Genomic DNA, 25,667 nt, shown 5'->3' with positions numbered 1-25,667 from the left:
GATGATGATTGGTTTAATTAAAAAATGTCAGGATGGTGCGCATTAACGCTTCTCTTTCAGAAGAGGTGCGCAATGCTTCGAACGGAAAGCCCAGTATGCAAGTCTTGTAGTCGCCTTTGTAAGCTACTCCGGCGCTCAGGTTGTTTTCCGAATAGCGCATTATGGTGTATGCATCTTTCGTTGCAGGTTCGATGGCATCCGGTGATTCTACTACATAGCTGTCTGCATTCAGTTCATTATGGTATGTATAGTTGCCTGAAAGGGCGGGGAACGGTGAAGCTACACATTTCACCTTACCCTCTGTAGCTGCCTGCCCCACGCGCCACTTATATTTCAGGACTTCTGTTGCAAATTTCTTATCGGACTCCTGAGCCGGGGCAAGACGATTGTCCCAAAGGTCGGTTCCTACATAAGCGCCCGAGACGAAGATGTTTCCGCCTTGTCCGCAATATGCGGTGATAGCTTCCTGCATAGGTTGGCTGAATGTTTTGAACTCTAACGGCTTCACGCCGCCACGTCCCATTTTGGTCTGACATTCTTTACCTAATATCAGGTCTACATACTTATAGTCGTTCAGGTTCATTGTTTTATTTTCCACACTTTCATCGCTGCAAGATATGAAAGAATATCCGGCTTTCAAAATGGCGGCTCCATGAATAGAGGGATAATCGAATGTGTTTCCGGCGATTACTTTATCTTCGTAATTGCCATAGCTGTCGCCGAAGCCGGAAGCATCGTCGTCCATCCATGGAATGGAACGGCGGTATTCTTTCATCTTACCAATGTAGCTGATATCTTTCAGATAAGGTACGCCGTGGTCCAGATCATCTAAGAAACCGGCAAGTAAAGTATCTCCGGGAACAGGTGCGACAAAATCTGCCGGAGCACTGATGCGGTCGAAGCCGTTTACTACGAGTACTGTTCCTTTCTCGTTGAAAGCGCGTCCTGCAGAGAGTATTTCGGACGGGAAACTTTCTCCACCCTTGTTCACGGCGGTTACTTTATAACTGCATACCATGCCGGCAGGGAGGGCGGTGCGATAGGCATTCTTATCTACCAACACGCCATTGTCGAAATCGCCATCTCCGATGCGAGTATAAACAATGTATTTCTCAGCATTTGCCGTTGGCTCCAGTGGGTCGGCTACGGGTTGCCAGGTCAGTTCTATTTCATTCTCGCCTATCATTTTCAATGCCATATTGTCGACAGGCAACGGCTGAACGATATAGTCCATGTGGTATTGCGAGCAAATGAATTGCAGCATACCTTTATAGATTGCACGGCTTACCGTAAAACGGAAGCGTGGATCTAAACCATAACGCATGTCTGCAAAGTTCTGGTGAGAAAGTAATTCCAGCAACATAGTGGGTACACGGGGAACGCGTGCTTCGTAGTAGGATTGGTTCCACATACCGCGGCGTGTCCAATCCGGTTCGTATAGACTGCGGATATCCCGTACGATATTTGACTGAATCAGGTCTGTCATGTCGTGTGCCAGATAGCGGGATGCTCCGTTGGCATATTCTTCATTGTAGACGTTGGTATAGTAGATACCCAGTGTTCCGATGATGGAATCGTTTAGCGTAGTTCCTGCATCTGAATGGAAGGCGAAAGCCATATCTACCGGGATATTCAGTCCTTGTTCTGTCGGGTTAACCGCAGAACCACCGGCAAGGTAATTCACCCAGATACCACGACATTTGTAATCATCCGTATAGTCATTCTTACCCTGGCTGTCGGAATAAACACTGTCCGGAATACCTGCCCATTGAAGCCAGTAGCGTGCTGCCTCGCAGAAACGGGGATAACCGCTTATCTCATATAGTGACGAGCTACGAGCTACGAGTGACGAGTTGGCTGCGCCGTCATGCTGCATAGCACTTGTAGCTTGTAGCTCGTAGCTCGTAGCTCCTGTAGCTTGAGAACTTTTAATATTCTCTGTGGCACCTGCATCAGAGATACGGCGGGCCATATTTCCCATACCACCTCCGATTTTTACGGCATCAGCGGTAACGATACGTCCGGCTTTCTCAGAACGATTGCTTAAAACAACTTTTCCGGCATCGCTTTTTCCGGCATCAAAACCAAATGTACCCAGATAAATCCAGGTGCCGCCACCCATCTGTTGGTTCACTTTGAATTGGGATACCCCTCCTTTGTGATAAACGGTGTAAAGGGCATCATCCGTACTGTTTGGCAATGATTTATAGGATACATAAACGGCGTACTGTCCGGTTGACGGGAGTTCAGGAATCCATTCGGCAGTACTTTCTTTCTCCTTCTTACCTTTCACCGTCTCAACAGTGCGGAAGGTTCCTTCACGGAATGGGTTCTCAAAATTGATATATTGATCGCGCAGATGGGCGAAACCTTCACCGGTACCTTGCATCCAGTTCTTATCGCCTATCTTTTCTGTATAAACGGAACGGGAGTGAAGGCAACCGTCATTGTCTACGACAACTTCTGCTATTTGGCTATCCCGTTCACGGGGCATCAGCACATTAGCTCCTGCATTCTCCAACATGGGAACCAGGAAAGGCAGTACATAACTTTGCGTATATAAATCCTCCACCGTCTGGAAGATGCGGGCGCGTTGCCATTCCCAACGTGTCAGTTTGGGCTCATAATAGAAGCCGTGACTCTGCCACAAGGCAATGTGACGGTTCTTTAGGCCATTTGTAGGGGTATAGGGGGTAGAAAGGGCCGTTACTAAAGGTTTTGTTCCGGCAGGATTGAATGTTTTGGCTTTTTTGTCCTTTTTGCTGCGTAGTGCTTGGGGGATTAATTCTTCAATGCTACGCTTATTTGTGCGGATTTGCAGGTTGTATTTTGAAAACTCTGTCGGAAGCAGTGCCTGCACACCTTGATAAATCTCTGTCACATTATCTTCTCGGAAAGGAATATATGCACAGTTCATGTTAGCGAATAATTGCAACGTATTTTCTTCAATGGCGACAGAGTCAATCCGGATGCGCCCTACGGAAACTTCTTTCCGTGCGGTTGCGTCCAGAAACTTACCGATTTCCTGGCGGACATCCGTCGGAAGCTCTTGCGCGCCTCCCGTCTGGGGGATCAGGGAGGCGGTGAGCAAAGTGAACAAAAAATGAAGTCTTACATTCATGGATGATGTATTAAGTTAATTATTAGTTCTTATCTTTTCTGATCAACAGGCAAAGTCCGATAAACGTGAACAGAGCGTTGAATATCAGCAGTTCGTAGCTGAACTGATATCCATTGAACCAGGCTTCCGAATTCTTTTGCAGGATGAAGCAAAGGATAGGGGAGAGGATGGCTACCAATGGGATATATTTGTCGCGAACCTGTTGTTTCATGAATATACCGAATGCGAATAATCCGAGAATGGGGCCGTATGTGTAACTTGCGAGTATATATACGGCATCGATTACACTTGTGTTATTCAATAGGTTGAATACGAATATCGTGATACCCATAATTACAGCCATACCAATATGTACCCGCTTGCGTATCTTTACGATTTCTTCTTCCGTCCTGCCTTTTGTCCCGAGGATATCCACTGTAAAGGAAGTTGTTAAAGCTGTCAGCGCTGAGCCGGCAGCGGAATAAGCCGAAGAAATAAGTCCGATAATAAACAAGATACCTACAATTGCAGGAAAGTAGTTACCGGTGGCTATCAATGGGAAGAGTTCATCGCTCTTTTCTACCTGAATGCCCTGGTTACCAGCGAAGATGTAAAGTAATACTCCCAGCATCAGGAACAACAGAATTACGAAGAACTGTGATATAACACTCGTAATCATATTTTTCTGTGAATCTTTGAAGTTCTTGCAGCTGAGGTTACGTTGCATCATGTCCTGATCCAGTCCTGTCATGGCAATCATAGTGAATGCCCCGGCAAAGAATTGTTTGAAGAAATATTGTTTACTGTTTACATCGTCAAAGAAGAAGATGCGTGACATGTCACTATTGACTATTGTACTGATCATACTGCTCAGCGACAGATTGAGATCGGAAGCAATATAACTGATGCAGAGAACTACGGATACCACCAGGCAGAATGTTTTGAGTGAATCTGTCCAGATTAGAGATTTTACTCCACCCCGGAACGTATAGAGCCATACTAATGCTACGGTAATGGCCACATTCAAAATAAATGGTAATCCAAACGGTTCGAATACCAGCAGTTGAAGTGTCAGACATACGAGGAACAAACGTACCGCGGCTCCCAGCATCTTAGAGATGAAGAAGAACCATGCGCCTGTCCGATAGGAAGACATACCAAAACGATTTTCCAGATATTCATAGATGGATACCAGGTTCATCCGGTAGAACAGTGGCGTCAATACGAATGCTATGATGAACTGTCCCGCAACAAATCCCAATACCATTTGCAGGTAGCCGAAACTACTGGCAGCCACCATACCCGGTACTGATACATACGTCACTCCGGAGATGCTGGACCCAATCATGGCAAATGCCACAACATACCAGGCCGATTTACGGTTACCAACAAAGAAGCCTTCATTGTCGGCTTTTCTGCCGGCTATATAAGATATAGTGAACAAGATCACGAAATAAGCGGCAATAGTAATGATTACAGATATCGGGCTCATAGGGTTGATTTATGATTTGTAATAGTACATGAATTTATTCTTCGTAAAGCAGATATGGTTTACGTTGCACCTTGAATTTCTCAACGTCATCTTTCCACATAGCTTTAATTTCATCGGCACTTTTTCCTTCTTTTATCATTTTCCGTACATAATCCCTTCCTACCAGCAATTCAAAGAATGGACGGAAGAAATGATCATCCAGATTCAGATTACGATATGCATCGATGACATAAGATAAATCTACACCTCGTTTCCAAATTTCTTCATCACTCATATTGCTTAGGTCTACTCCATGGCACAGTTTATTCAGCTGCGGCGGATTCTTAGCTCCGGGAATACTTCTTGGGGTGAAACTGTAGCTATATCCGGTCATATTTGGATGTCCATAAACCTGAAATGGGAGTGAAGTTCCTCTACCCAAGCTGACGGGAGTTGCCTCAAAAAAGCATGTAGCCGGATACAGATATATCGACTTCATGTTCGGTAAGTTAGGAGATGGGGGAATTGGCAGCTGATATTTAGTCTGATGTGTATAATTCTTGCATTTGATCACTGCCAGATCACATTTGCGTGAACCAGGCAACCAACCTTCTCCATTAATCATTAATGCAAGTTCCCCTAATGTCATTCCGTGTACAATAGGAATCGGCAACCATCCCACACCTGATTTATATTTCATATCCAGAATCGGTCCATCTACATAATGCCCATTCGGATTAGGACGGTCTAATAACAAAACTTTCTTGTTATATTCCGCACAGACATCCATTAGCCGGCACATCGTTATGTAATAGGTGTAAAAACGTAATCCTACGTCCTGTATATCTACTATCAGAATATCAAATTTCTGCATTGAAGCCCTACTTGGCTTTTTATCCTTCCCTTCATAAAGAGACAGAATTGGCACCCCTGTTTTAGAGTCTACTGAACTGGATACGTGCTCGCCTGCATCTGCATTTCCACGGAATCCGTGTTCCGGTGAGAAAATGGCAACTACATTGAACTTGTTTTCTAAAAGGACATCCAATAGATGTTTATCCCCTATCATTCCTGTATGATTAGAGAAAATGGCAATCCGTTTATCCTTTAGGATGGGAAAATACTCGGAAGTTTGTTCGTCACCCAAAATAACCCGGTCTGTTTGTGCCTGACACCAGAAGGTACTACACAATAAAAAGATCAGTAGCAGAAGTTTCTTCATAATAGTATTATTGTTAAGGGGGATATTCGTAGCAACAAAGATAGATTTTATTTTAATATCAAAAACACTTATTTTATTATTTTTAGCATTATAATTAATAATTTGCAAATAATCAGATATTCACCTTATTTATATAGAAGATATATTATCTTTGCTGTGAACCAAAAAAATCATCATCATGAAATTTACTTATTTATGTGCAGCATTTGCGTGCATTTTCAGTTTGGCTGTTCAGCCATTATCAGCCGGTAAAAAAAAGAAAGTTCAAAACCAGGAACAAAAGGTTGCTTTGGGAGTCTGGGACGATGTGGATAAAAGTGCCACGGTGGAGTCTCTGATTCTCTGGATGAAGCCTTTCGATGAGGCCGGTATCAAGAATTATTATATGTGTGGCTCACCGGAAGAAGTGGCGCGTTATATTGAGGCTGCCAAGTCCTATCAGGGTGCAAAAGTGCATGCGTGGATGTTTACTGTGAATGCTCCCGGGGATTCTGCGGCGTTGGCGCATCCCGAATGGTTTGATGTAAACCGGATAGGTTATAACAGTCATGAATATGACCCTTATGTAAAGCATTATAAATGGCTGAGTCCTTCTGTGCCTGAGGCCCGACAGTATATGAAAGATAAAGCGGCTTCTTATGCAGCTTTGGAAGGACTGACTTCTGTGCATCTGGATTTTATTCGTTATAATGATGCTGTACTGGGACGACGCCTACAACAATACAAGTTTAAGATTCAGCAAGATACCTATCGCGCTGAATATGATTTTGGCTATCATCCGGTAGCAATAGAAAAGTTTAAGAAACTGTTCGGTTACTCTCCGTTAGATTTGCAGGCTCCGTGGATGAGTCCGGAATGGTTGCAGTTTCGTTTGAATGAGGTCACTTCTTTGGTGAATGAGATTGTAGAAGCGACCCATTCTGAAGGTAAATTGGTTTCGGCGGCTGTTTTTCCTTATCCCACTCGTGCCCGCATGACAGTTTATCAGGACTGGCCTACCTGGAAAATAGATATTGTATGCCCGATGAATTATCAGTCGTTTTATTCGGAAAGCCTTGAATGGATACCGTTTAGCATAGAAAACGGTTTGCGCGAAACTTTCCATAAGAATAAGTATGTATCCGGTTTATTTGTTCCCGATATTACGGCTGAAGAGCTATATACAGCTGCAAAACTATCTATCGAAGCAGGAGCAGACGGCGTGAATTTCTTTAATGCACGTTCTTTGCTGAAGGATGGAAAGTTGCAAGTGGTCAGCAGGATTAATCAGGAATATAATTTGTAATTACCATTGGAACTGATTCATCACTGACAATTTGTATAGTACGGGGTCCTGTAGTAAGGCTCTCAAGAAATATAGTTTGCCTTCTACCAGGACCCTGAATCTTGCCGATACATGTCATAAACCTTTCTACCCATGAACTGATATCCCATTCCCTCGTATTTCGTGCCGGAGAATACTGACTGGATATAGCCATTTCGCTCTACCAGTATTGTATGGTAAATCTTTTGCTCCGGATTCTTTCGGGAATGAAACTGAATCCGACGGTTGTCAGCCGTGAAATAAATAATACTATCATTTTCGGTTTTATTCCATGACAGACGTTTCATTTTCTTTTTCAAATATCGTTGCATTAAATAGGTTCTGTGCCAGGTCCCTCCTGTTTTTGAGACAAATGGCTTTCCATCCAGCAGAGCATTAGCATCATCATAACAAGCTACAAATAAGCGATTGTCGGGAGAAGCTTCCAGCCATTTTTGTAATTTATCTCCGTAACGTTCATTATCCCAGTTATAATTGCTGTCAATGAAAGAGATTCTTTTCACATAATCCGGAATTTCAGAAACTGCATCCATAAAACCGAAAATGAAGTTTCCTCCTCCACTGTGGCTGTTCAGTTCGATATGTGGATTATACTTGGAAAAAAGAGAAAGAATATACTCTACTGTTTCTTTGATCTTTTGATCCCGTGTAGGTTCAGCTTTTCTCCAACTTCCCCAGCTTTTGGTGTCTGCTTCCAGGTAAACCGTAATAAAGTTACATTCCGGATCAGTAGCTCTGATATACCGTGTTTGAGCTCCTATGTGTTGTATATGATAATGCCAGTCATCACCTTCTGCCGGCATTTTCCCGATGGTCCAATCTGTACTGTTGCCATTCGGTAGTGCATATAGTACAAGTTTTGTGGGTTTATCCTTTCCGAATTTAGTTTCTGCGGGAGCATTTATATGAACTTTGATTCCTGGAGTATGGATAAAGCTGATAACTTGTTCCTCAAAATGAGGACTGGTTACAAATCCGGGTAATTTGATTGCTTTACCGGATATTTTCGATGAAAGATTCATCTGTTCTTGTGCCCGATTGGACAGAGAAAGACAACATATAAGAATTAAGAGAAGAATATTTTTCATATTGTTTCAGATGAGAGGTTATATGTATAACAAAATGCGTAGCTGAATTACTCAACTACGCATTTCGTAAGAATCAGTTTTTAGTTAACATCCCACCATAGGTTATTTTGTATGCTGTTGCTTCCACCCATGCGCTTTTCGGCTTCTTTCACGTTAGCTTCGTTAACGGTATATTCCGAAGAAGGATAATAGATACGCTTGATATAAGCGTTTGGAGTATTATTAGCCTGATCAGAAGGATTCATGTTGAAGACGCTTGAACTTACGCTTGCGAATGGCATAAGCGTAGGTTTGTGAAACTGGCGATGATCTGCCCAAGTTTCAAAAGAACATTCCTGGAACTGAGCAATGTATTTCTGGGTAAGAATCTTATCCATAGGTGTATTGTTAGTTCCTGTAACATCGTCATACTTGGCTGTGGTTCCATAATAGTTTGGAGAAGTTGAAGCCAGATAATTTGCGATTTTGCTTTCCGGAACTCCCAGTTCTGTCATACTTGAACGTACGCCAGCTTCATATTCTGTTTTGGCATCTCCACTTGCAAGGCCAAGTTCGATGGCAATAGCTTTTAGGAAGCACAGTTCGCTGTACTTGAACAAAGGGTACTTTCTGTCAATGGTTTCATAATACCAGGGACCGATTTTAGAGAAGTCGCTGACAAACTGTCCATTGTCCATTGCAGCACCTACACCCGAAGCTACGTGTCCTGGATCTGTGCCGTCCCAATTGCCGTTCATGCTTGGAGTTGCAGGGCTTTCGATGATACCTGCGGGTTCAAAGTGGATCGGAGCGCGAGGATCGACAACAGCAGGAGCATTCTTGGCAGTAAGAATAACTTCGGTGATATTCTTATTGGCTTCGCGGTCGGCTGCGGTAGGCCATGCTTGTCCACCGATACCTTCTACAAGACGTTTGTAAGCCGTTGACATATGCAACACCGAAGAACCTTTATGATAATAAATAGGGTTCTGGGCAAATTTATCTTCTCCTTGCGTCAGGAAGGCGGCATCAGCGTCACTGCTGAATACACCTGCTGAAATGGCAGCTGCGGCTTCTGTTTTAGACTTGGCGGCATCTACGTCGGAGATACGGACAGCCATGCGTAGGCGGATAGAGTTGGCGAATTTCTTCCATTTGGTGGCGTCACCACCATAAATAAGGTCATAAGAACCGACATTATTGGCAGCCGACTCATCCAGTTTACTTACGGCATCTTTCAATTCTTCGAATATGGTATAATATATGTCCTTCTGAGTGTCATACTTAGGCTGATCAATGTCGTTGGCAGCTTCAGAGTAAGGTACATCTCCCATACAATTCGTTAAACGCAACATAGCATACGCTTTCCAGATACGTGCCATCTGAACGACATTATTGTGAACAGGGTTGCTCTCATTGGCCCGGATTAATGAATTGGCATTGGTAAGCACGGTGTAAGTCAACTCCCAAATGTTGTCCACATAGCGTGCGTCTATGTTATAGTCGGAAGCCGAGAGTCCGTCGTTAGCCGAATATTCACAGAAAGTACTGATCATCAGCTGGTCTATCTGTTGCCACTGATTGGCATACGGAATACCACGTCCCTGTATGAATATCAGTTGGAACTTAGGATCTACTGAACCTGGTGTCGGGTTGTTGGGATCGGTATTCATATCGTCAAAATCGCCTACACAGCCCGCGAAGGCCATTGAAAGACCAATAATGCTTATAATGGATTTAAATAACTTATTCATTTTATCTTCATTTTTAGAATGTAACATTAAGATTGAAACCAAATGAACGGGTAGACGGTAGAGCAGCGGTTTCTACACCCTGTCCGTTGCCAGTAGAGTATGTACATTCAGGGTCGAATCCCGGAAGGTTATTGTACAGGAAGCATACGTTGTTGGCTACAGCACTGACTTTAATACCACTGATGATTGTCTTGTTGAACCATTTGTCCGGCAATATCCAAGAGAAATTAAGTTCGCGAAGGCGTACGTTGGTAGCATCATAAACGTAGTTTCCGATGTTGCCATAGAACTGTCCCCAATAAGCGGTAGGATTCAGTTCAACGGTATTGGGAGCTCCTGTGTTTACATTAACACCCTGAGAAATCAATCCCTTACCGGTTGAATAGAATTCTTCGCGTCCGGCAACAGTTTCTTTGGTCTGGCCATTAGATTGCAGACGCATCATAGATTGCAGATATACATCGCCACCATAGCGGACATCAATCAGGAATCCGAAAGAGAAATTTTTCCATCTTAATGAAGAACCGATGCCTGCTGTCCAATCCGGGTTCATATTACCGGAAACACGGAGGGTAGGATCTACTATGTATTTGCCGTCATCACCCACAAGGCGGTTTCCTTTTTCGTCATATTTGAAACCATTCGTGTAAATCTGTCCGTAAGGTTCACCTGTTTTAGCCATGACATAACAGTTTTGTCCCATCGGGCGAGCTAATGTAATGGATTCCACTCCTTCGTAAAGTTCTACGACTTCAGAAGAATTTTTGGCGAAGTTAACCCAAAGATTCCAGTTCCAGTCGCGTGTGCGAATCGGCGTGGCATTCATCTGAAGTTCCCATCCCCAGTTGTCCACACGTCCTGCATTGATATATTTGGCGCTATATCCCGAAGTGATGGATGAAGGCATGGATATGATCTGGTTATATGCACGTTTGTTGTAGTATGTAACGTCGAATCCTAAACGGTTATCGAAGAAGCGGATATCAGCACCGAACTCGGTAGATTTGATAATCTCCGGTTTAAGGTTAGAGTTTGCTTTCGTAGAAGGTTCTGCTACGCCCATCTGACCACCTGCCATGTTAGAAACTGTAGATAATACAGACAACAGCTGATATGGATCGGTGTCATTTCCTGCTTCAGCATAAGATGCGCGTACTTTAGCGAAAGAAAGCCAGCTGGGAACATCTACTTTGAACTTGGTCAACATATCCGTCACTACCCAACCCAGAGAGAATGAGGGATAGAAGAATGAGCGGTTATCCTTCGGTAATGTGGAAGACCAGTCATTACGTACAGTTATATCGAGGAACAGGTAGTTATCCCATGACAATTGTCCCAGTGCATAGAGGGATTGAACTTCTTTTTCTGATTTGGAAGTCGAAGTAGTCTTGGATTGACCATTCTGAATGGTATACAGTTCAGGAATGTTCAAACCTTCGGCTGTGGCATAGAAACTATTGTACTGGCGGTTCATCAGGTTACCACCAACAGAAAGCATTCCGGAGATTTTGGAGTCTGCAATCTTATCCTTTTGTGCTGTAACCAGGAAATCTGCATTGTATTCAGCCATATTGTATTGACCGGTTGAGAAACGACCATCCTTATAACCTGCACTTGAAATCAAGTCATGGCGTATCCACTTTTCGGTCTTCTTGCCATAAGTGTCACCGCCGAAGCGAACCATAGCTTTCAGCCAGCTGCTAACCTCGTATGTCAATGAAGCGAAACCATTGATACGATTGGTTACGTCCTTGTTACCGCTGAGAGAAGTCAGTGCATACGGGTTATTTACCACCGTAAGCATACTGGGATACCAGTCGATAATCTTTCCGTCTTTATCAAAAACATCTTTCATCTCGTGCAGGTTGATGCTGCGCGGAGTATAAATAAGAGCGAATATCGGGTTGAAACCTGAAGCAGAGAATTCAGGACGTCCCTGACCTTTCTGATAAGTATAGTTCAATTTAGCATCGAGAGTTAGGTTCTTGATGATTTCGCCGCCTGCGCGAATAGAAAAGTTTGTTTTGTTTAACTCATTCTTCGGGATAACACCCTTACGCATTGTATTTGACATGCCTACACGATAGTTCATCTTACCAGCGGAACTTGTGATGTCAAGAGAATTGGTCCACGATGTACCGGTGTCCATGAAGTCGGAAAAATCGTTGTTTTTCGCTTCCAAAGGACGGGTCTGTCCTGTCCAGTCTGTAACAACCGTACCCATTTTGGGACCCCAGGAGTTACGTGAGGTAGCCACAAATGCTCCATCTGTACCCTGACCGTATTCATTCTGGAATTCCGGTTGAATCATTACATTTTCAAAAGTAAAGTTACTGTTGTATGACACTTTAGTTCTGCCGCCCTGTCCTTGTTTAGTTGTAACCAGGATCACACCATTACCACCGCGTGAACCATAAAGGGCTGTAGCCGAAGGACCCTTCAGTACAGAAATTGATTCAACGTCATCAGGATTCAGCATAGATAGTCCGTCACCGGTATCCGAATAACCTGCACCCCAAGAGTTTGTATTTACGTCGTCAACGCCTTGAGAGTTGTCGAACGGCACTCCATCCACTACTACCAACGGCATATTATTACCGGATATAGAGTTGTTACCACGGATGACGATACGGTTTGAACCACCGGGAATAGAAGTTGAAGAAATATTCATACCGGCAATCTTACCATTCAGTGATGTGGCAATGTTTGCAGTCCGGTTTTCAATAAGAGCGTCTCCTTTTACGTCTTGCACTGAATAGCCGAGCGCCTTCTTTTCACGCTTCATACCTAAAGCCGTCACCACTACCTCGTCCAGAGCATAGTCTGTTCCGCTTAACTGTATTTTGTACGTAGCATTATTTGTAACAGGAATTTCCTGTGCGTCGAATCCAATGAAAGATACTACCAAGGTTTTTCCATTCGACGGAATATCCAGAGAGAACTTGCCGTCGATATCTGTTGCTGTACCGATGCCTGTTCCTTTTACAAGTACAGTCGCTCCGATAATCGGTTCACCTTGGGTGTCTGTCACTACTCCGGAAATCTTTCTTGAGTTCTGTGTACTAGACGAAGTGGTATTTTGTGCACTTACACTCATTCCAGGGATGTAACCGCTACACATAAGCATCAGACCGGTTACTGATAGAATTAAAAGTTTTTGCATTAACATAGATTTAATAAGCAATAATGGTTAATAGTCCAGAATTATATCATCATATATGATTGGCCTTCTTTGAGTATTTGTAACTTGACTTGAATTTGAAGTCGTTATTCTTTTATACTCAAAGAATTACCAGAGGCTGTTGGGCAGCTGCACATTACCAATATCTACGAACAGTACACTTATAGTTACTACTGAGAGGAGTTTGCAGTTTGCGAATCCTTTTCTTTTGCGATCTTCATTCATAAAAAGTTGATGATTTTGTTGTTAACTAAAATAGTCTTCTCTGAAAGAGTAAGAATAGGTAATAGAGAATAGCTTTGAGGCTATTTCTGCTGTCAGGTGAGTTCTTGTTCCATAGGCTCTTTTTTGTTTTTAGGTTTAACTTATATTTTATCTCTCTTATTTTAATTATATGTTGGCTAAGTTCCAAGAGAACATTGCTGAGTTTTTTATGGTAAAAAGAATATAATAACACCTGTTGGTAGAATTATTTTTTTCTTTCGGGTTATGAATTAAATGAAGTATCATCCTATACCCACTATTTAATCTGAAAATACTCTTTCAGTTCTTTCAGGTCTCAGCAAATTCCTTGTTCATCGGCGTTACGGCTGAAATTTCCAGCCTTATGACTGTTTCAGGCATCTTTCAGCCGGAATGCCGATGAACAGAGCGTTTGAAGAGAACTGAAAGCCTGCAAGAAGAAATAGTTCACTGCTTTCTGCTGAAAACAAGTAATGTTGTGGTCTGGAACAAGTAATGTTGTGGATGATTACATTACTTGTTCTCATTCACAACAAGCAATGTAATTTCAGGCAAGTCCGATTTGACCTCTTTCATCCTGTTCTTTTAGCATCTATGTATCGGTGACGTTGGATATATAGATACTGCGCATCCGATATATAGATGCGACACGTCCGATATATAGATGCTGCATGTCCGATATACTTATCTTTTATGTCTTGTTTTTGTATTAAATAGAGGATCATTTAATTAAAGCCCATTTAATTAGCTAATGCCAAATTATTCTTTGTGTTTTTCTTATTAGAAATGTTATTTAGCTCTTTATTATTTGCCCATATTCCGATTTGTGGTATATTTGCCAATAAACGGAACCTGTTTTGTGGTATTTTGCCAATAATCAGAACATAAAAGTAGTTATTATGGAATTATATCGTAATATAATCGAAGAATTGAAAACGTGGAAACGCAATCCAGGGAGAAAACCTCTTATTTTAAAAGGGGCTCGTCAAACTGGCAAGACATGGATTCTTGAATATTTTGGACGAACAGAATTCAAATACACCGTCAAATTCAATTTTGATAAGGATCATTCTATCCATGAAATCTTTGAAATGACCAAAGAGCCTTCGCGGATTATCTCGCAATTGTCCTTACTGACCGATTACCCTATCTTACCCAATGAGACATTGCTCATTTTCGATGAAATTCAAGAATGTAATTCTGCCTTAAACTCATTAAAGTACTTTTATGAAGATTCACCCGAATATGTTGTAGTAGCTGCCGGTTCATTATTAGGCGTAGCTTTGACTAAAGGGGAATCATTTCCGGTAGGCAAAGTTGATTTTCTCGATCTATATCCCCTCACATTCAAAGAGTTTCTGAAAACAGCCAATGAGAAACTATATAATTACGTGGAAGAATTGTCCGAGATATCAGCTTTACCTCAATTTATTACAGACCGCCTTAGTGAGTTGTACCAGCAGTATTTGGTAATAGGTGGCATGCCTGCCGTCATCAACAGTTTCCTTGAAAACAAAGGCATGGAAAAAGTCAAAAAGGAGCAACAGGCAATACTTAACGCCTATATTTTAGATTTTTCAAAGCATGCTGAAAACAAGGATATTCCCCGTATTATCCATATATGGAATTCTATCCCAAGCCAGTTAGCCAAAGAGAACCGGAAGTTTGTTTATAAAATGGTCAAACCCGGCGCTCGTGCCCGTGATTATGAAGACGCTCTGCTCTGGTTGGAGAGCGCAGGTTTGATTTATCGGGTGTTTTGTACCACCAAGCCCTTTCTTCCTTTAAAAGCTTACGATGATTTGTCGGCATTTAAAGTTTATTTATCTGATATCGGATTATTACGCGAATTGTCCGGTCTTCCGCCGGAGGCTATCTTTTTAGGAAATGAGACTTATACGGAATTTAAAGGTGCTGTTGCCGAAAACTACGTTTTGCAAAGTTTAGCGCCTCAATATGACATCCTTCCACGCTATTGGACTTCTTTAGGAAAAGCGGAAGTCGATTTTATCATTCAATCCGATAGTGACATTATCCCTGTTGAAGTAAAAGCTCAAACCCGTTTGGGAGGTAAAAGCTTATCTGTTTATGATGCAACCTATCATCCGGTATGCAAGTTGCGTTATTCATTAAACAATCTGAAGCAAGACGGGACACTGATTAATATCCCTTTATATTTAGCAGATTGGACAAGAAAGATTATATCTTTCATCTCATAATCATTTGCTCATTATCCCTTAATCCTTATCTTTGCATAATTAAATAGCCATTAAATTAATAGCCATTTAATTAGGTAAGATTTAATCGGCAATGTTATAATATAGATTATGAGATTCTACAATCGAGAAGAAGAGATAAGATTAATCCGGCGGACAGAAGAAAAGTCGCTTTCATCTGCCTGCTTTACAGTCATTATGGGCCGTCGACGTGTAGGAAAGACCACCTTGTTGCGTAAAGCTCTTGAAGGGAAGCGGTACATTTATTTGTTTGTCTCGCGCACCAATGAAGCTTTACTATGTGATACCTTTAAAAAAGAAATAACGGATAAATTGTCAGTTCCTATTTATGGCACTCCAACCCGTTTTATTGAACTGTTTGAATTGCTGATGCAACATGCTGCCAGAGAACACTTCACTCTTATCATCGATGAGTTTCAAGATTTCGAGCGTGTCAATCCATCCATTTTCAGCGATATACAAAACCTTTGGGACAAATATTCCCCTCAGGCTAAAATTAATTTTATAGTCTGTGGCTCTATTTATTCTTTAATGAAGCACATCTTTGAAGACCGTAAAGAGCCATTGTTCGGGCGTTTAACTTCTAAGTTTATATTGAAGCCATTTAAAACTTCCGTGCTTATTGAAATTATGCAGGAGTACAATCCCGCATTTACGCCGGAAGACTTGTTATGCCTATACACATTGACCGGTGGAGTGGCTAAATACGTAAGCTTGCTAATAGATGCCGGTGCTTTCACCAAGGATTCAATGATAGATTTTGTGACGCAATCGGATTCTCCGCTTCTGACAGAAGGTAAGGATATGCTGATTCAAGAATTTGGACGCGACTACAGTACTTATTTTTCTATTTTACAACTGGTTGCCTCTGGGTGTACACGCCAAAGTGAAATAGACAGTATCATTGGAAAGAATAGCGGTCCTTATTTGAAAAACCTCAGCGAAGATTATTCACTCATTCAGAGACAGCTTCCTCTTTTAGCTAAACCGGGAACCAGAAATCTTCGCTGGTTTATGTCCGATAACTTTCTTAATTTCTGGTTCCGCTTTATTTATCCTCATCAGTCCGCCATCGAACTGGAAAAGTACGGCCAGCTAAACGAATATATCAAAAGCCATTACGTACAATATAGTGGATGGATGTTGGAAAAGTATTTCCGGGAAAGAGTTGCAGAAACTATGAATGTCACTCAAGTGGGTAATTATTGGGATACTAAAGGAGAAAATGAGATTGACCTGATTGCACTGAATGATTTCGAGAAGAGGGGTGTTGTTGCTGAGGTAAAGCGTAATCCGAATAAAATAAGTTATACACTCTTAGCTGAAAAAGTGGCTCGTCTGCCTAAAGAATTTACAAAATACAATTTGAGTCAAAAAGGATTCTCATTGGAAGATATGACGAAGTAATATTATTGAAATTAATAATCGAGTAGGAGAAAACTACTTTTGTTTCTCCTACTCTTTCTACTATATATTTTTTTACTCAACATTTTGTGGATGAGCATATTTTAATAAGTCACTGATTCCGATAAATCACTTTCTGCATTTTTCTTATTAAGTGCTGTAACAAAATAAGTTCCTCTTTCATTCAACTTAAATGTAGTTTCTTTAGTGATTCCCACTAAACTGGCAATTTGGTTGATTCCATTGTCTTTATATATTGCGTAATAAGCATCCTGCACTCCATTCCATGATATATTACTCCCATTTATTTGGATATTGGTAGGAGTATTGGGCTTTTCTGTCACAGATCTACCTAAATAGGGAAGTAAAACAGGAGTTTTATATACATTCCTGATTACGTTCATAATCCCGACTTTGTTCTCTACCATATATTTAACGCTGTACAATACACTTCCTTTAACTTTAGATTTTGTATTTGCAAAATCGAATTGTTTTTTCAGATCATCAGATGACTGGAATATACTGCCGTATGCTGGATCTCCGAATTTATAAATGCCATAGCCTACTAAAAAATGATTCTCGTAAATATATTGCGACCACAAATCTAATCTTTGATTAAAACTATTCACATCTGTACCCGTAGCAAAATATAGTTGCGGAATAATGACATCTATCCAACCTTCTTTTGACCACTTTTTTACATCTGCAAATAGAGTATTATAATTACTATCCATATTGGCAGCAGGACTGATTGAAAAGATAACGTCAGGGCGAGTCTCAATAATAGTCTTTTGAATATTCTGTATCACTACATTCACATTGTTTCGTCTGAAATCATCAATGTTATTAAATTGGCTCTTTCCATATTGGTCGTATTCTGCATCATCATTCATCTTTTCTGATGTTTCTAGCGATGGATAAAAATAATCATCCATATGGATACCATCGACATCATACTTAGTAATGATCTCCTTAACGATCTGTGTGATACGAGTCTGTACTTCGGGTAAAGCCGGATTGTAAATCCGAATTTTCTCATAATCCTTAGTCAGCTTTGCCGGTATTTTAGGATCCAACTGAGGGAATGAGGAATTTTTATTTGCTCGGGTAGAAATACGATAAGGATTTAGCCAAGCATGGAATTGGATATTTCGTTTATGGGCTTCTTCAACCAGAAATCCCAAGACATCATAAGATGGTTTTGTCCCGGCAGTTCCTGTAATATACTTACTCCAAGACTCGTATTGCGAATCATAAAATGCATCTGCCATTCCCCGAATCTGGAAGAATATCGCATTCATTTTATTCTCAACCAATAAATCCAGATAATTGATATACTTCTGCTTTTGAGCACCAGCATTGTACTCTTCCATCGGCCAGTCGATACCCCAGGCAGTAGTTACCCACACTCCCCGCAACTCCTTCTTAGGTAAGATTGAAGGCGTATTTTCTTCTGGTGGTGGTATAATATCATCGTCATTCTCTTTACTACAAGATGCGACAAATACGATGAAAATAATCAAGGTTAGATATTTCAAATATTTCATTCTTAAATTCAGAATAATGAAGCCGTCTAATTTTCACTCATTAGACGGCTCCTATGTTAATACTATAATTTATTTAATTAAAAAACGAAGACAATCATTAATCTTCTTCCTCCTGTTTGATAGGGAATTCACAGATTACAAATCCTGAATCTGTACGCGAGCCGAAAATGCAGAGCTTAGCATCTTTTCCATTTTCATCTTTCTCTATACGATAATCAGTTTGTGCAAGAGCAGCTCCGTTGCCGCTTCCACCCAAGATGAATTTATAATCAGGATTATGATTATCTCCTTCATCAAACTTCTGCATTGCTTCAGCTACTGTACTTCCCTTAGTCAGATTGTAAACAACTAAAGAAGGGGTTGCTTTGGATGCACTTCCTTGTCCGGCACTGCAAACTATCAGATAACGTTCCTCATTAAAAGTAAATATTCTGGGGGCAACCGCTTCTGTTTCTAAGTTCGATTTGTTCATAGCATATTTGCTTCCAAGAGATTCATCAACCAATGTAACAGGTAATCTTACTCCTGCCCATACATACTGGTCTGTATCTTCTATCCTATATACATTGGTAACCATAGTAGCATCGGCACTTGAAGTCAGAACTTTCGGTTCGCCTATTGCTTTATGATTGCTTACAGTCAGTCTCAAAAATTTAGTAGATGCATTATCTCCAAAGAAGATAAATCCATTGCCATTTTTATCAATGTTGACTGATATATTATCTCCATGCCTGTTACCAGCTCCAGGAATATCCGATACTTTGATATCAGCAATTACTTCAGGTTTAGAAGTAGGTGTATCCCAATAATAAATCTTTAATGGTGATGCTTGAGAACCTGATAAGGATGCAATATATACATGTCCATTTGCCAATGCTCCCATATTATAAGAGAAAGTACCACCTGTTACACCTGTAAGGTCCAGCATCATCGGTTTAGTTTCTCCTTTCTTCAAGTCAGATACTTTAAGAAGATGAGGAGCAGTTTTTCTACTGACAATCAATACATGTTCACCATCATAAGAAGCGCACCTTGTTAACTGGCTTCCATAATCAGGATAAATATTATCTCCGGAAAAGTCATATACAGTCGGCTTTTCAAAATCAGCTCCGAATACTGGAATTCTTTTCCTTACTCTTATAAAATATTCTTTATACCTCTTTTGATTTACTATCCGAAGAACCAAAGTTTTAGAAGCTGTTTCTTCATCCATAGAGAAGTCCAATACAGAGTTTTGAAGAGTTGCCCCTTCAGAAAGTTTTGCATCTAAATTCAGAGCAGAGAAATTTGTTGTCATATCCAAACGAGGGAAATTGATAATTTTGTTGTCTTCATCAATGGTTCCTTCTACAACCGTATTGCCATCTGCACCTGCATTGGTTATTTTAATGGAAAGAAGTTCGGTGTCATAAGGTGCTATATGGCTTTTCGGATAATCCTCATCGCAGGATACCAAGCCAAGCCCCAGCAATACAGCAAAAAATCCTATATTTCTTATTAATTTATGCATAATCTCATGTTTTAGTTTTAAATAATTTCCATGATTTCACTGATCCATATTGTCAGTTGATGCCGGTTGGCCAACCTTCTGTTTGAGTCAAGGTATATCCCTTATTCTTATAGTCCGAAATTTGATTCGTACCAATAGGAGAAAGATACGGATTAACATTAGGAACACTCAGGAACGGCAGTCTACCCTGATTCTGTGTAGGATAGAAAAAACCATTCATCTTGGCAGCATTAGTTCCATCGTATGTCGTAAAGCTTCCGTCCTTGGCCATTACTCTGAGTTTTCCTTTATTCTCATCCTTCAACTCGCTTTTTACCTCATTGTTGAAATTAACCCAAGTACCAATCAGTAAATCTTCATTCTTGTCGGTGTCCATGTATTCCAGTTTTTTCCAACGTCTCAGGTCAATGATACGTGAGAACTCAAAAGCAAATTCCATTCTTCTTTCCCGTCTGATTTCCCAAAGTAGTGCCGGTACGGTAGGATCTCTATGAGGATCTTGGGGGAGCGCATCCAGCTTCATTTCAGCTGTCATAGTTACTCCTAAAGCTTTGGCTTCTTCTGCCACTGGTCTTTTGCGAATCTGATTGATAGATATATCTATATCAGATTGAGAAACCTCTGTACCACCCAATGTTGCAAGTTCAGCTTTTGCTTCAATCCAGTTTAGCAGGACTTCGGCATAGCGCAGCACCGGATAACCGGTCACATTTTTCTCACTCTGGAATTCCGCAGCCGGAGAGCCACCGCTTTCAATATAGCTCAGTCCGCTTCGTGGAATAAATTTCGTTACATATAAATAGCTACTCTTGGCTCTTGGAGTAGGTTTGGTATAGAAGCTGGCTTCAAACCGAGAATCTCTTGTTTTAATCAGATTGCTAAGAGTGAAATCATCTACATTTTCCAAAGAGGAAGTCTGCCAATCTTTACCATCTGTGCAAATGAACGCTTTAATCAAATCCAGGTTCGGACCAACATCAGTAGGGTCATTCATATTACAAGTCGATGCGATGGAATGCGTTACGTTTTGACCTGCATCATATTTTCGATATAAGATACAATCCTTACTGTTAGTTAAGTCTGTGGAACCGAATAATTTGCGGAAATCTTCAACAATACCATATTTACCACTATTCATAACCATTTCCGCAGCAGCAACAGCTTGGTCGAAGAACTTCTTAGCCCGTTCGTTATTCTTGTAATAATATTTCTGCCAGCTTGCTTCAAATAAAGCCCATCTTGAAACCATGGCAGCTACAACATAACGATTAACATATTGCCCTCCATCATTTAAACGAACATTCTGTAATGCATACTCAAAATCATTATAAACTGCATCCATAACTTCGTTTCTCGGAGTGCGATCTTTGTATAAACCATCCTTATCCGTATTCTGCACTTCTGTATCGTAATAAGGAACATCACCGAAAACATTTACCAGACGAGCATATTCCAATGCTCTGAAGAAGCGTCCGACACCCGTCCAATGGTTGTATTGTTCGTTTGTCAGTATTTCCGGCATTAGATTAGTGATGCGATCAATCATAACATTTGCTTTTCTAACCCAGGCAAAATTCCATGTAGGACCGGTAAATTCACTTTGCCACATCATGTCCAGACTTGTACTTCCTTTAGATGTAGGAACCGTACGACCGAATTGTGTTTGAGTGGACATCCTCACTGCATCGTCATTAAACGTATAATTGACGTTAGGAGCATAAGTCGTTGTATACTTTAATCCATACCCTACAAAGAAGTTTGTATAAAAAGCGTTAGCATATAGACGTACTCTATCTTCGTTGGTCCAATATGCATCATCCTCAGCCGTAGTCAATGACGGGCGGTCGAGCACATCATTACAGTTCGTAAACAATAAAACGAAACCGGCCAAAATTATAAATATTTTTAATTTCATGATAATTCTATTTTAGAAGGTTAATTGAACACCACATGACAAGCTTTTGAATACCGGTGTACCGGTACCTGTACGTCCAAGGTTATAGCTAGTGGAGAACATAGAATATCCTGATATGGCTTCCGGATCAATAGGTAATCCTCTCAGGTTGTCAAATGTAAAAAAGTTCTCCAGTGACATATAGACTCTTGCTTTGCTGATGTATATCTTTGATAAGATATTTGTCGGGACGGTGTATCCCAATGTAATATTCTTGATTCTTAAATAAGACATATCCAGTAAATAGCGGGATTGTTTTTGCATGGCAAATCCAGTATTGCTGCCACCTAAGTTCCATGCTCTGGGATAGAAAGCGTTGGTGCGTTCTTCTGTCCAATAGTCTGTTGTAAAAGTTTTAGGCAATGCGCCTTCCTTGGCGTTATATCCCGGGATTGCCAACTGGCCATTACCCCAGATTTTACGTTTTCCAATCCCTTGGAAGTAGATGGAGAAGTCAAAACCTTTATAGTCGGCGCCCAATCTGAAACTGTATTCATAACGAGGAGTAGTATTACCGATAACAGTCTGGTCACCCGGATTGCCATTTGTACTGGTTCCCGGAGTGATGTAACCATCACCGTCAAGATCTACAAATTTGGTATCACCAGGAGAGAATATCAGCTTATTTCCATCTTCATAATGCACCTGATAAACCGGATACTCTGAAGATTGCTTATAGGTGGTACGAGCTGTTCCGTTATAAATAACGATAATCTTTTCAATCTGGCCGTCTGCTCCATATACAAAGTCTTCTTTTTGGAATAACCTGTCGGTTACAAAACCATAAATATCACCATAACGTCTTCCGGTTGAGTAGGTAGTTCCTAAACTTCGATCTTCCCACGGAGTCAAGTAGTCGGCTCCTCTTGTAATAAAAGTTGAAGCGTCAGATATAGAAGCCGTTACATTAATGCCTAATCCGTTGGCAAAACGATGATTGAAGTCAGCAGACAATTCCCATCCTTTAGTTCTCAAACTACCATAGTTACCACTGGGAGCAGCGGCACCAAGGGTTACCGGCAGACTTTCACCGGGGATAATCATATTTTTCGTATCGCGTTGATACCAGTCGAAAGTTACTCCGAACTTGTTATTGAAGAATCTGAGATCAATACCGAAGTCCAGTGTCTCGATTTGCTGCCAGCTGATATCGCTGTCGACCAACGAGGGAGTACCGAACATAGGTATTTTATTTCCACTTCCATCCAGCCATGATGATTGACCATCTGACAATATGGATTTATACAGAGTGTTTGAAACGGATTGGTCACCAATACTACCCCACGAAGCTCTAAATTTACCGAAACTTAAGATATTATTAATAGGTGCCATAAATTTTTCATTGGTAAATACCCAACCTGCAGAGAAAGAGGGGAACCACTTCCAACGCAGATGCTCGGGGAACTTAGATGAACCATCCCGGCGTATATTAGCTTCAATGAAATATCTGTCTTCAAAAGAATAATTGAGACGACCGAAAAAGCCTAACTGTGCTTCCCAGTTGCGGTTTCCTTCAATAAACTGATCTCCGGATGCCAATGGAAATTGTGGATTTGTCAAATCAATTAGATTTGTTTTCCATCCTTTATATGAACTCCATTTATTGGTAACCCTGTTCATACCTGCCATAACCTTGAAAGCATGTTGCTTTTCCGGCCCCAACAACAAGTTGTAAGTAGTATAAATATTAAAAGTATTGTTGTCAATAGATTTGCTGTTATTGCCTACCTGACTGGTGCTTGGACCGGAACTGTTGTAATATTTGTTCACAGGGAAGCGATATGCCGGCATACCGTCGGAATCTACTCTTTCTCCTTGTTCGTTAACATACACCTGACTGCCATTCTCTATCCAGGCAGTGGGAGCGTACCACATTTCTCCGGCTTCATATTGCATGACGGATGAATTAGTTTCAGTAGTTTGCCTGTCATACGTATAGTCAAACTTAACATCCCAATTCTTGGTTAAATTCAATGTAAAACCTAAATTAATGTTGTAGTATTTATTTTGTAGATTATCTGTATTTGCAGCTGCCATTTCGTAACTTGGTTCCTTCAACGGATTGCCATTTTCAGTCACTCCCATAGGCATTAGCGGACTCCAACGATAAAGATATAACCATGGGTCGGCAGTTGTATTTCCAATTCCCGGATAGCGTTTGTTACGATCTGAATAGATTGAGCTTGCTCTTACAGTAATATACTTATTGATTTCTGAAGTGACACTAACTGAGGCATTGTATCGTTTAAAGTCATCTTTCTTAGCCGTTTTCGACATACCACTCTGATCCAGATAGCCTAACCCGATATTGTAGCTGGTCTTACCACTCTTGCCATTAACAGACAGGTTATGGGTCATTGTCGGTGTCCAATTTTTAATCATGGCCTTAGCACCGTCATAAAGTCTGTATCCGTATTTATCTTTTCCGTCATAGAACCAGTCGCGGCCATATACTACCGGATCATTCCATTTTACTTTTCCACCGTATAGGTTTTGCCATTCAATAGCCTTTTCTAAACTTTCAGGACTAATACGCCAGAAACCACCGGCCGGCATTGGTTCTCTTCTGTTTGTTTGCGCATCCAGTGTATATTGTAAGGCTTCTATACCGCCAATCTCGATTTTCTTAGCAGGGTCTTGCCAAGAGAAGTTGTTCGAGTAGCTTACTTCAAATTTATCGCTTTGTGCTCCTGATTTTGTGGTTATTAGGATTACGCCAAATGCAGCTTTTGAACCGTAAATAGAAGATGAAGCAGCATCTTTCAAAACAGAAATGGATTGAACATCATTAGGATTCACCATCTGAATACTTGGAATCTCCACATTGTCCAATAAGATGAGTGGGGTATTGTTTCCTGAAATAGAACCAACCTGGCCACGAATTTTAATCAAAGGGTCTGATCCTACTTCACCAGTTGGAATTGTGATATTAACTCCCGCTACCGCACCCTGTAATCCACGACCAATATCGGCGATAGGACGACTGTCTAATGTCTTATTTACATCAACTGTTGCTACCGCTCCTGTCAAGTTAGCTTTCTTTTGCGTACCGTAACCTACCACTACTACTTCTTGCAGTAATTCACTATCCTCTTTCAGAATAATTTTCATAGTCCGGGCAGCTTTCACTTCCTGAGTCTGGTAGCCTATGTACGAAATCTTTAAAATAGCTCCCGGTTTTACAGTCAGCGTAAATTTACCATTAATATCCGTAATACCGCCATTTGTAGTTCCTTTCTCTATAATACTGGCTCCAATAACAGGTTCACCGTTAACATCTACAACCAAGCCGTTAATCGTTTGAGTTTGTAGTTGCTCTGTCACTTCCAAAGGGCTGTCGGAGGTAACTTGAGTAGCTAATACATTTCCACTGTTTAAAAACAGCGTACTAATAGCTACTGCCATGAGGAGTTTACTATGCGTTAATCCTCGTTTTTTGCGATCTTCATTCATAAAAGATTGATGATTTTGTTGTTAATCAAAATAATTTTCTCAAAATTTAGGGTAAGGATAGTCAGTTAGGAATAGCTAAGGCTACTTCTTCTGTTAGGTAAGCTTCTGTTCCATAGGCGTTTTCTCAATTTATAGGTTTAACTTATATAGTATCTCTATTTGTTTTCATTTACCGTTCCAAGAGAACTTGGTAAATACAT

At 40.9% G+C, this 25,667-nt stretch carries 13 protein-coding genes; 3 read left to right on the top strand and 10 right to left on the bottom strand.

Going from position 1 to position 25,667, the window contains the following annotated elements:
• Nucleotides 1–13 precede the first annotated feature (13 nt).
• Genes BN161_RS18920 through BN161_RS18910 form a run of 3 tightly spaced genes read right to left on the bottom strand, consistent with a single transcriptional unit; the run spans nucleotide 14 to nucleotide 5,793 of the window.
• Complete coding sequence (locus BN161_RS18920) at nucleotides 14–3,121, bottom strand: golvesin C-terminal-like domain-containing protein (protein ID WP_044269332.1); 3,108 nt, start codon at nucleotides 3,119–3,121, stop codon at nucleotides 14–16.
• 22 nt (nucleotides 3,122–3,143) lie between these two features.
• Nucleotides 3,144–4,592: a sodium:solute symporter gene (locus tag BN161_RS18915; protein ID WP_044269330.1), complete on the bottom strand. Its 1,449-nt coding sequence runs from the start codon at nucleotides 4,590–4,592 to the stop codon at nucleotides 3,144–3,146.
• A 34-nt stretch (nucleotides 4,593–4,626) separates the two neighbouring features.
• Entirely contained in the window at nucleotides 4,627–5,793 is a 1,167-nt protein-coding gene (locus BN161_RS18910; RefSeq protein ID WP_044269368.1) for an exo-beta-N-acetylmuramidase NamZ family protein, read from the bottom strand.
• 178 nt (nucleotides 5,794–5,971) lie between these two features.
• Between BN161_RS18910 and BN161_RS18905 the strand changes: the two genes are divergently transcribed.
• Nucleotides 5,972–7,078, top strand: a complete 1,107-nt coding sequence (locus tag BN161_RS18905) for a family 10 glycosylhydrolase (RefSeq protein ID WP_044269328.1) — start codon at nucleotides 5,972–5,974, stop codon at nucleotides 7,076–7,078.
• 83 nt (nucleotides 7,079–7,161) lie between these two features.
• On the opposite strand, the gene BN161_RS18900 is transcribed toward BN161_RS18905, so the two are convergent.
• The 3 genes from BN161_RS18900 to BN161_RS18890 form a co-directional block, all read right to left on the bottom strand.
• A complete protein-coding gene (locus BN161_RS18900; RefSeq protein ID WP_044269326.1) occupies nucleotides 7,162–8,205 on the bottom strand; it encodes a hypothetical protein in 1,044 nt (347 codons plus the stop codon).
• Nucleotides 8,206–8,285: 80 nt separating this feature from the next.
• Nucleotides 8,286–9,938 carry a SusD/RagB family nutrient-binding outer membrane lipoprotein gene (locus BN161_RS18895; protein WP_044269324.1) on the bottom strand — a complete coding sequence of 551 codons (1,653 nt, stop codon included), beginning with the start codon at nucleotides 9,936–9,938 and terminating at the stop codon, nucleotides 8,286–8,288.
• A gap of 13 nt (nucleotides 9,939–9,951) precedes the next feature.
• Nucleotides 9,952–13,101 (bottom strand): SusC/RagA family TonB-linked outer membrane protein, encoded by a 3,150-nt coding sequence (locus BN161_RS18890; protein WP_044269322.1) that lies wholly within the window; start codon nucleotides 13,099–13,101, stop codon nucleotides 9,952–9,954.
• A 1,160-nt stretch (nucleotides 13,102–14,261) separates the two neighbouring features.
• Between BN161_RS18890 and BN161_RS18885 the strand changes: the two genes are divergently transcribed.
• Nucleotides 14,262–15,581, top strand: coding sequence for an ATP-binding protein (locus BN161_RS18885; RefSeq protein ID WP_044269321.1), 1,320 nt, complete (start codon nucleotides 14,262–14,264; stop codon nucleotides 15,579–15,581).
• Nucleotides 15,582–15,689: 108 nt separating this feature from the next.
• Nucleotides 15,690–17,006 carry an ATP-binding protein gene (locus BN161_RS18880; RefSeq protein ID WP_044269318.1) on the top strand — a complete coding sequence of 439 codons (1,317 nt, stop codon included), beginning with the start codon at nucleotides 15,690–15,692 and terminating at the stop codon, nucleotides 17,004–17,006.
• Between the two features lie 101 nt (nucleotides 17,007–17,107).
• Here BN161_RS18880 and BN161_RS18875 read toward each other — a convergent pair whose 3' ends face one another.
• The 4 genes from BN161_RS18875 to BN161_RS18860 all read right to left on the bottom strand — a co-directional run bounded on the left by BN161_RS18875 (nucleotide 17,108) and on the right by BN161_RS18860 (nucleotide 25,467).
• Nucleotides 17,108–18,550: a glycoside hydrolase family 10 protein gene (locus BN161_RS18875; RefSeq protein WP_044269317.1), complete on the bottom strand. Its 1,443-nt coding sequence runs from the start codon at nucleotides 18,548–18,550 to the stop codon at nucleotides 17,108–17,110.
• Nucleotides 18,551–18,647: 97 nt separating this feature from the next.
• A complete protein-coding gene (locus tag BN161_RS18870) occupies nucleotides 18,648–20,060 on the bottom strand; it encodes a DUF4623 domain-containing protein (RefSeq protein ID WP_044269315.1) in 1,413 nt (470 codons plus the stop codon).
• A gap of 52 nt (nucleotides 20,061–20,112) precedes the next feature.
• Nucleotides 20,113–21,975, bottom strand: a complete 1,863-nt coding sequence (locus BN161_RS18865; RefSeq protein ID WP_044269313.1) for a RagB/SusD family nutrient uptake outer membrane protein — start codon at nucleotides 21,973–21,975, stop codon at nucleotides 20,113–20,115.
• A 12-nt stretch (nucleotides 21,976–21,987) separates the two neighbouring features.
• The gene (locus tag BN161_RS18860) at nucleotides 21,988–25,467 is read right to left on the bottom strand and encodes a SusC/RagA family TonB-linked outer membrane protein (RefSeq protein WP_044269312.1); all 3,480 of its coding nucleotides are present in this window, start codon (nucleotides 25,465–25,467) and stop codon (nucleotides 21,988–21,990) included.
• Nucleotides 25,468–25,667: the final 200 nt, after the last annotated feature.

The organism is Bacteroides timonensis, assembly GCF_000513195.1.
GTDB classification, from domain to species: Bacteria; Bacteroidota; Bacteroidia; order Bacteroidales; family Bacteroidaceae; genus Bacteroides; species Bacteroides timonensis.
The sequence above is the reverse complement of the archived record's forward strand: the minus strand, read 5'-3'. Positions and strand labels throughout refer to the sequence as shown.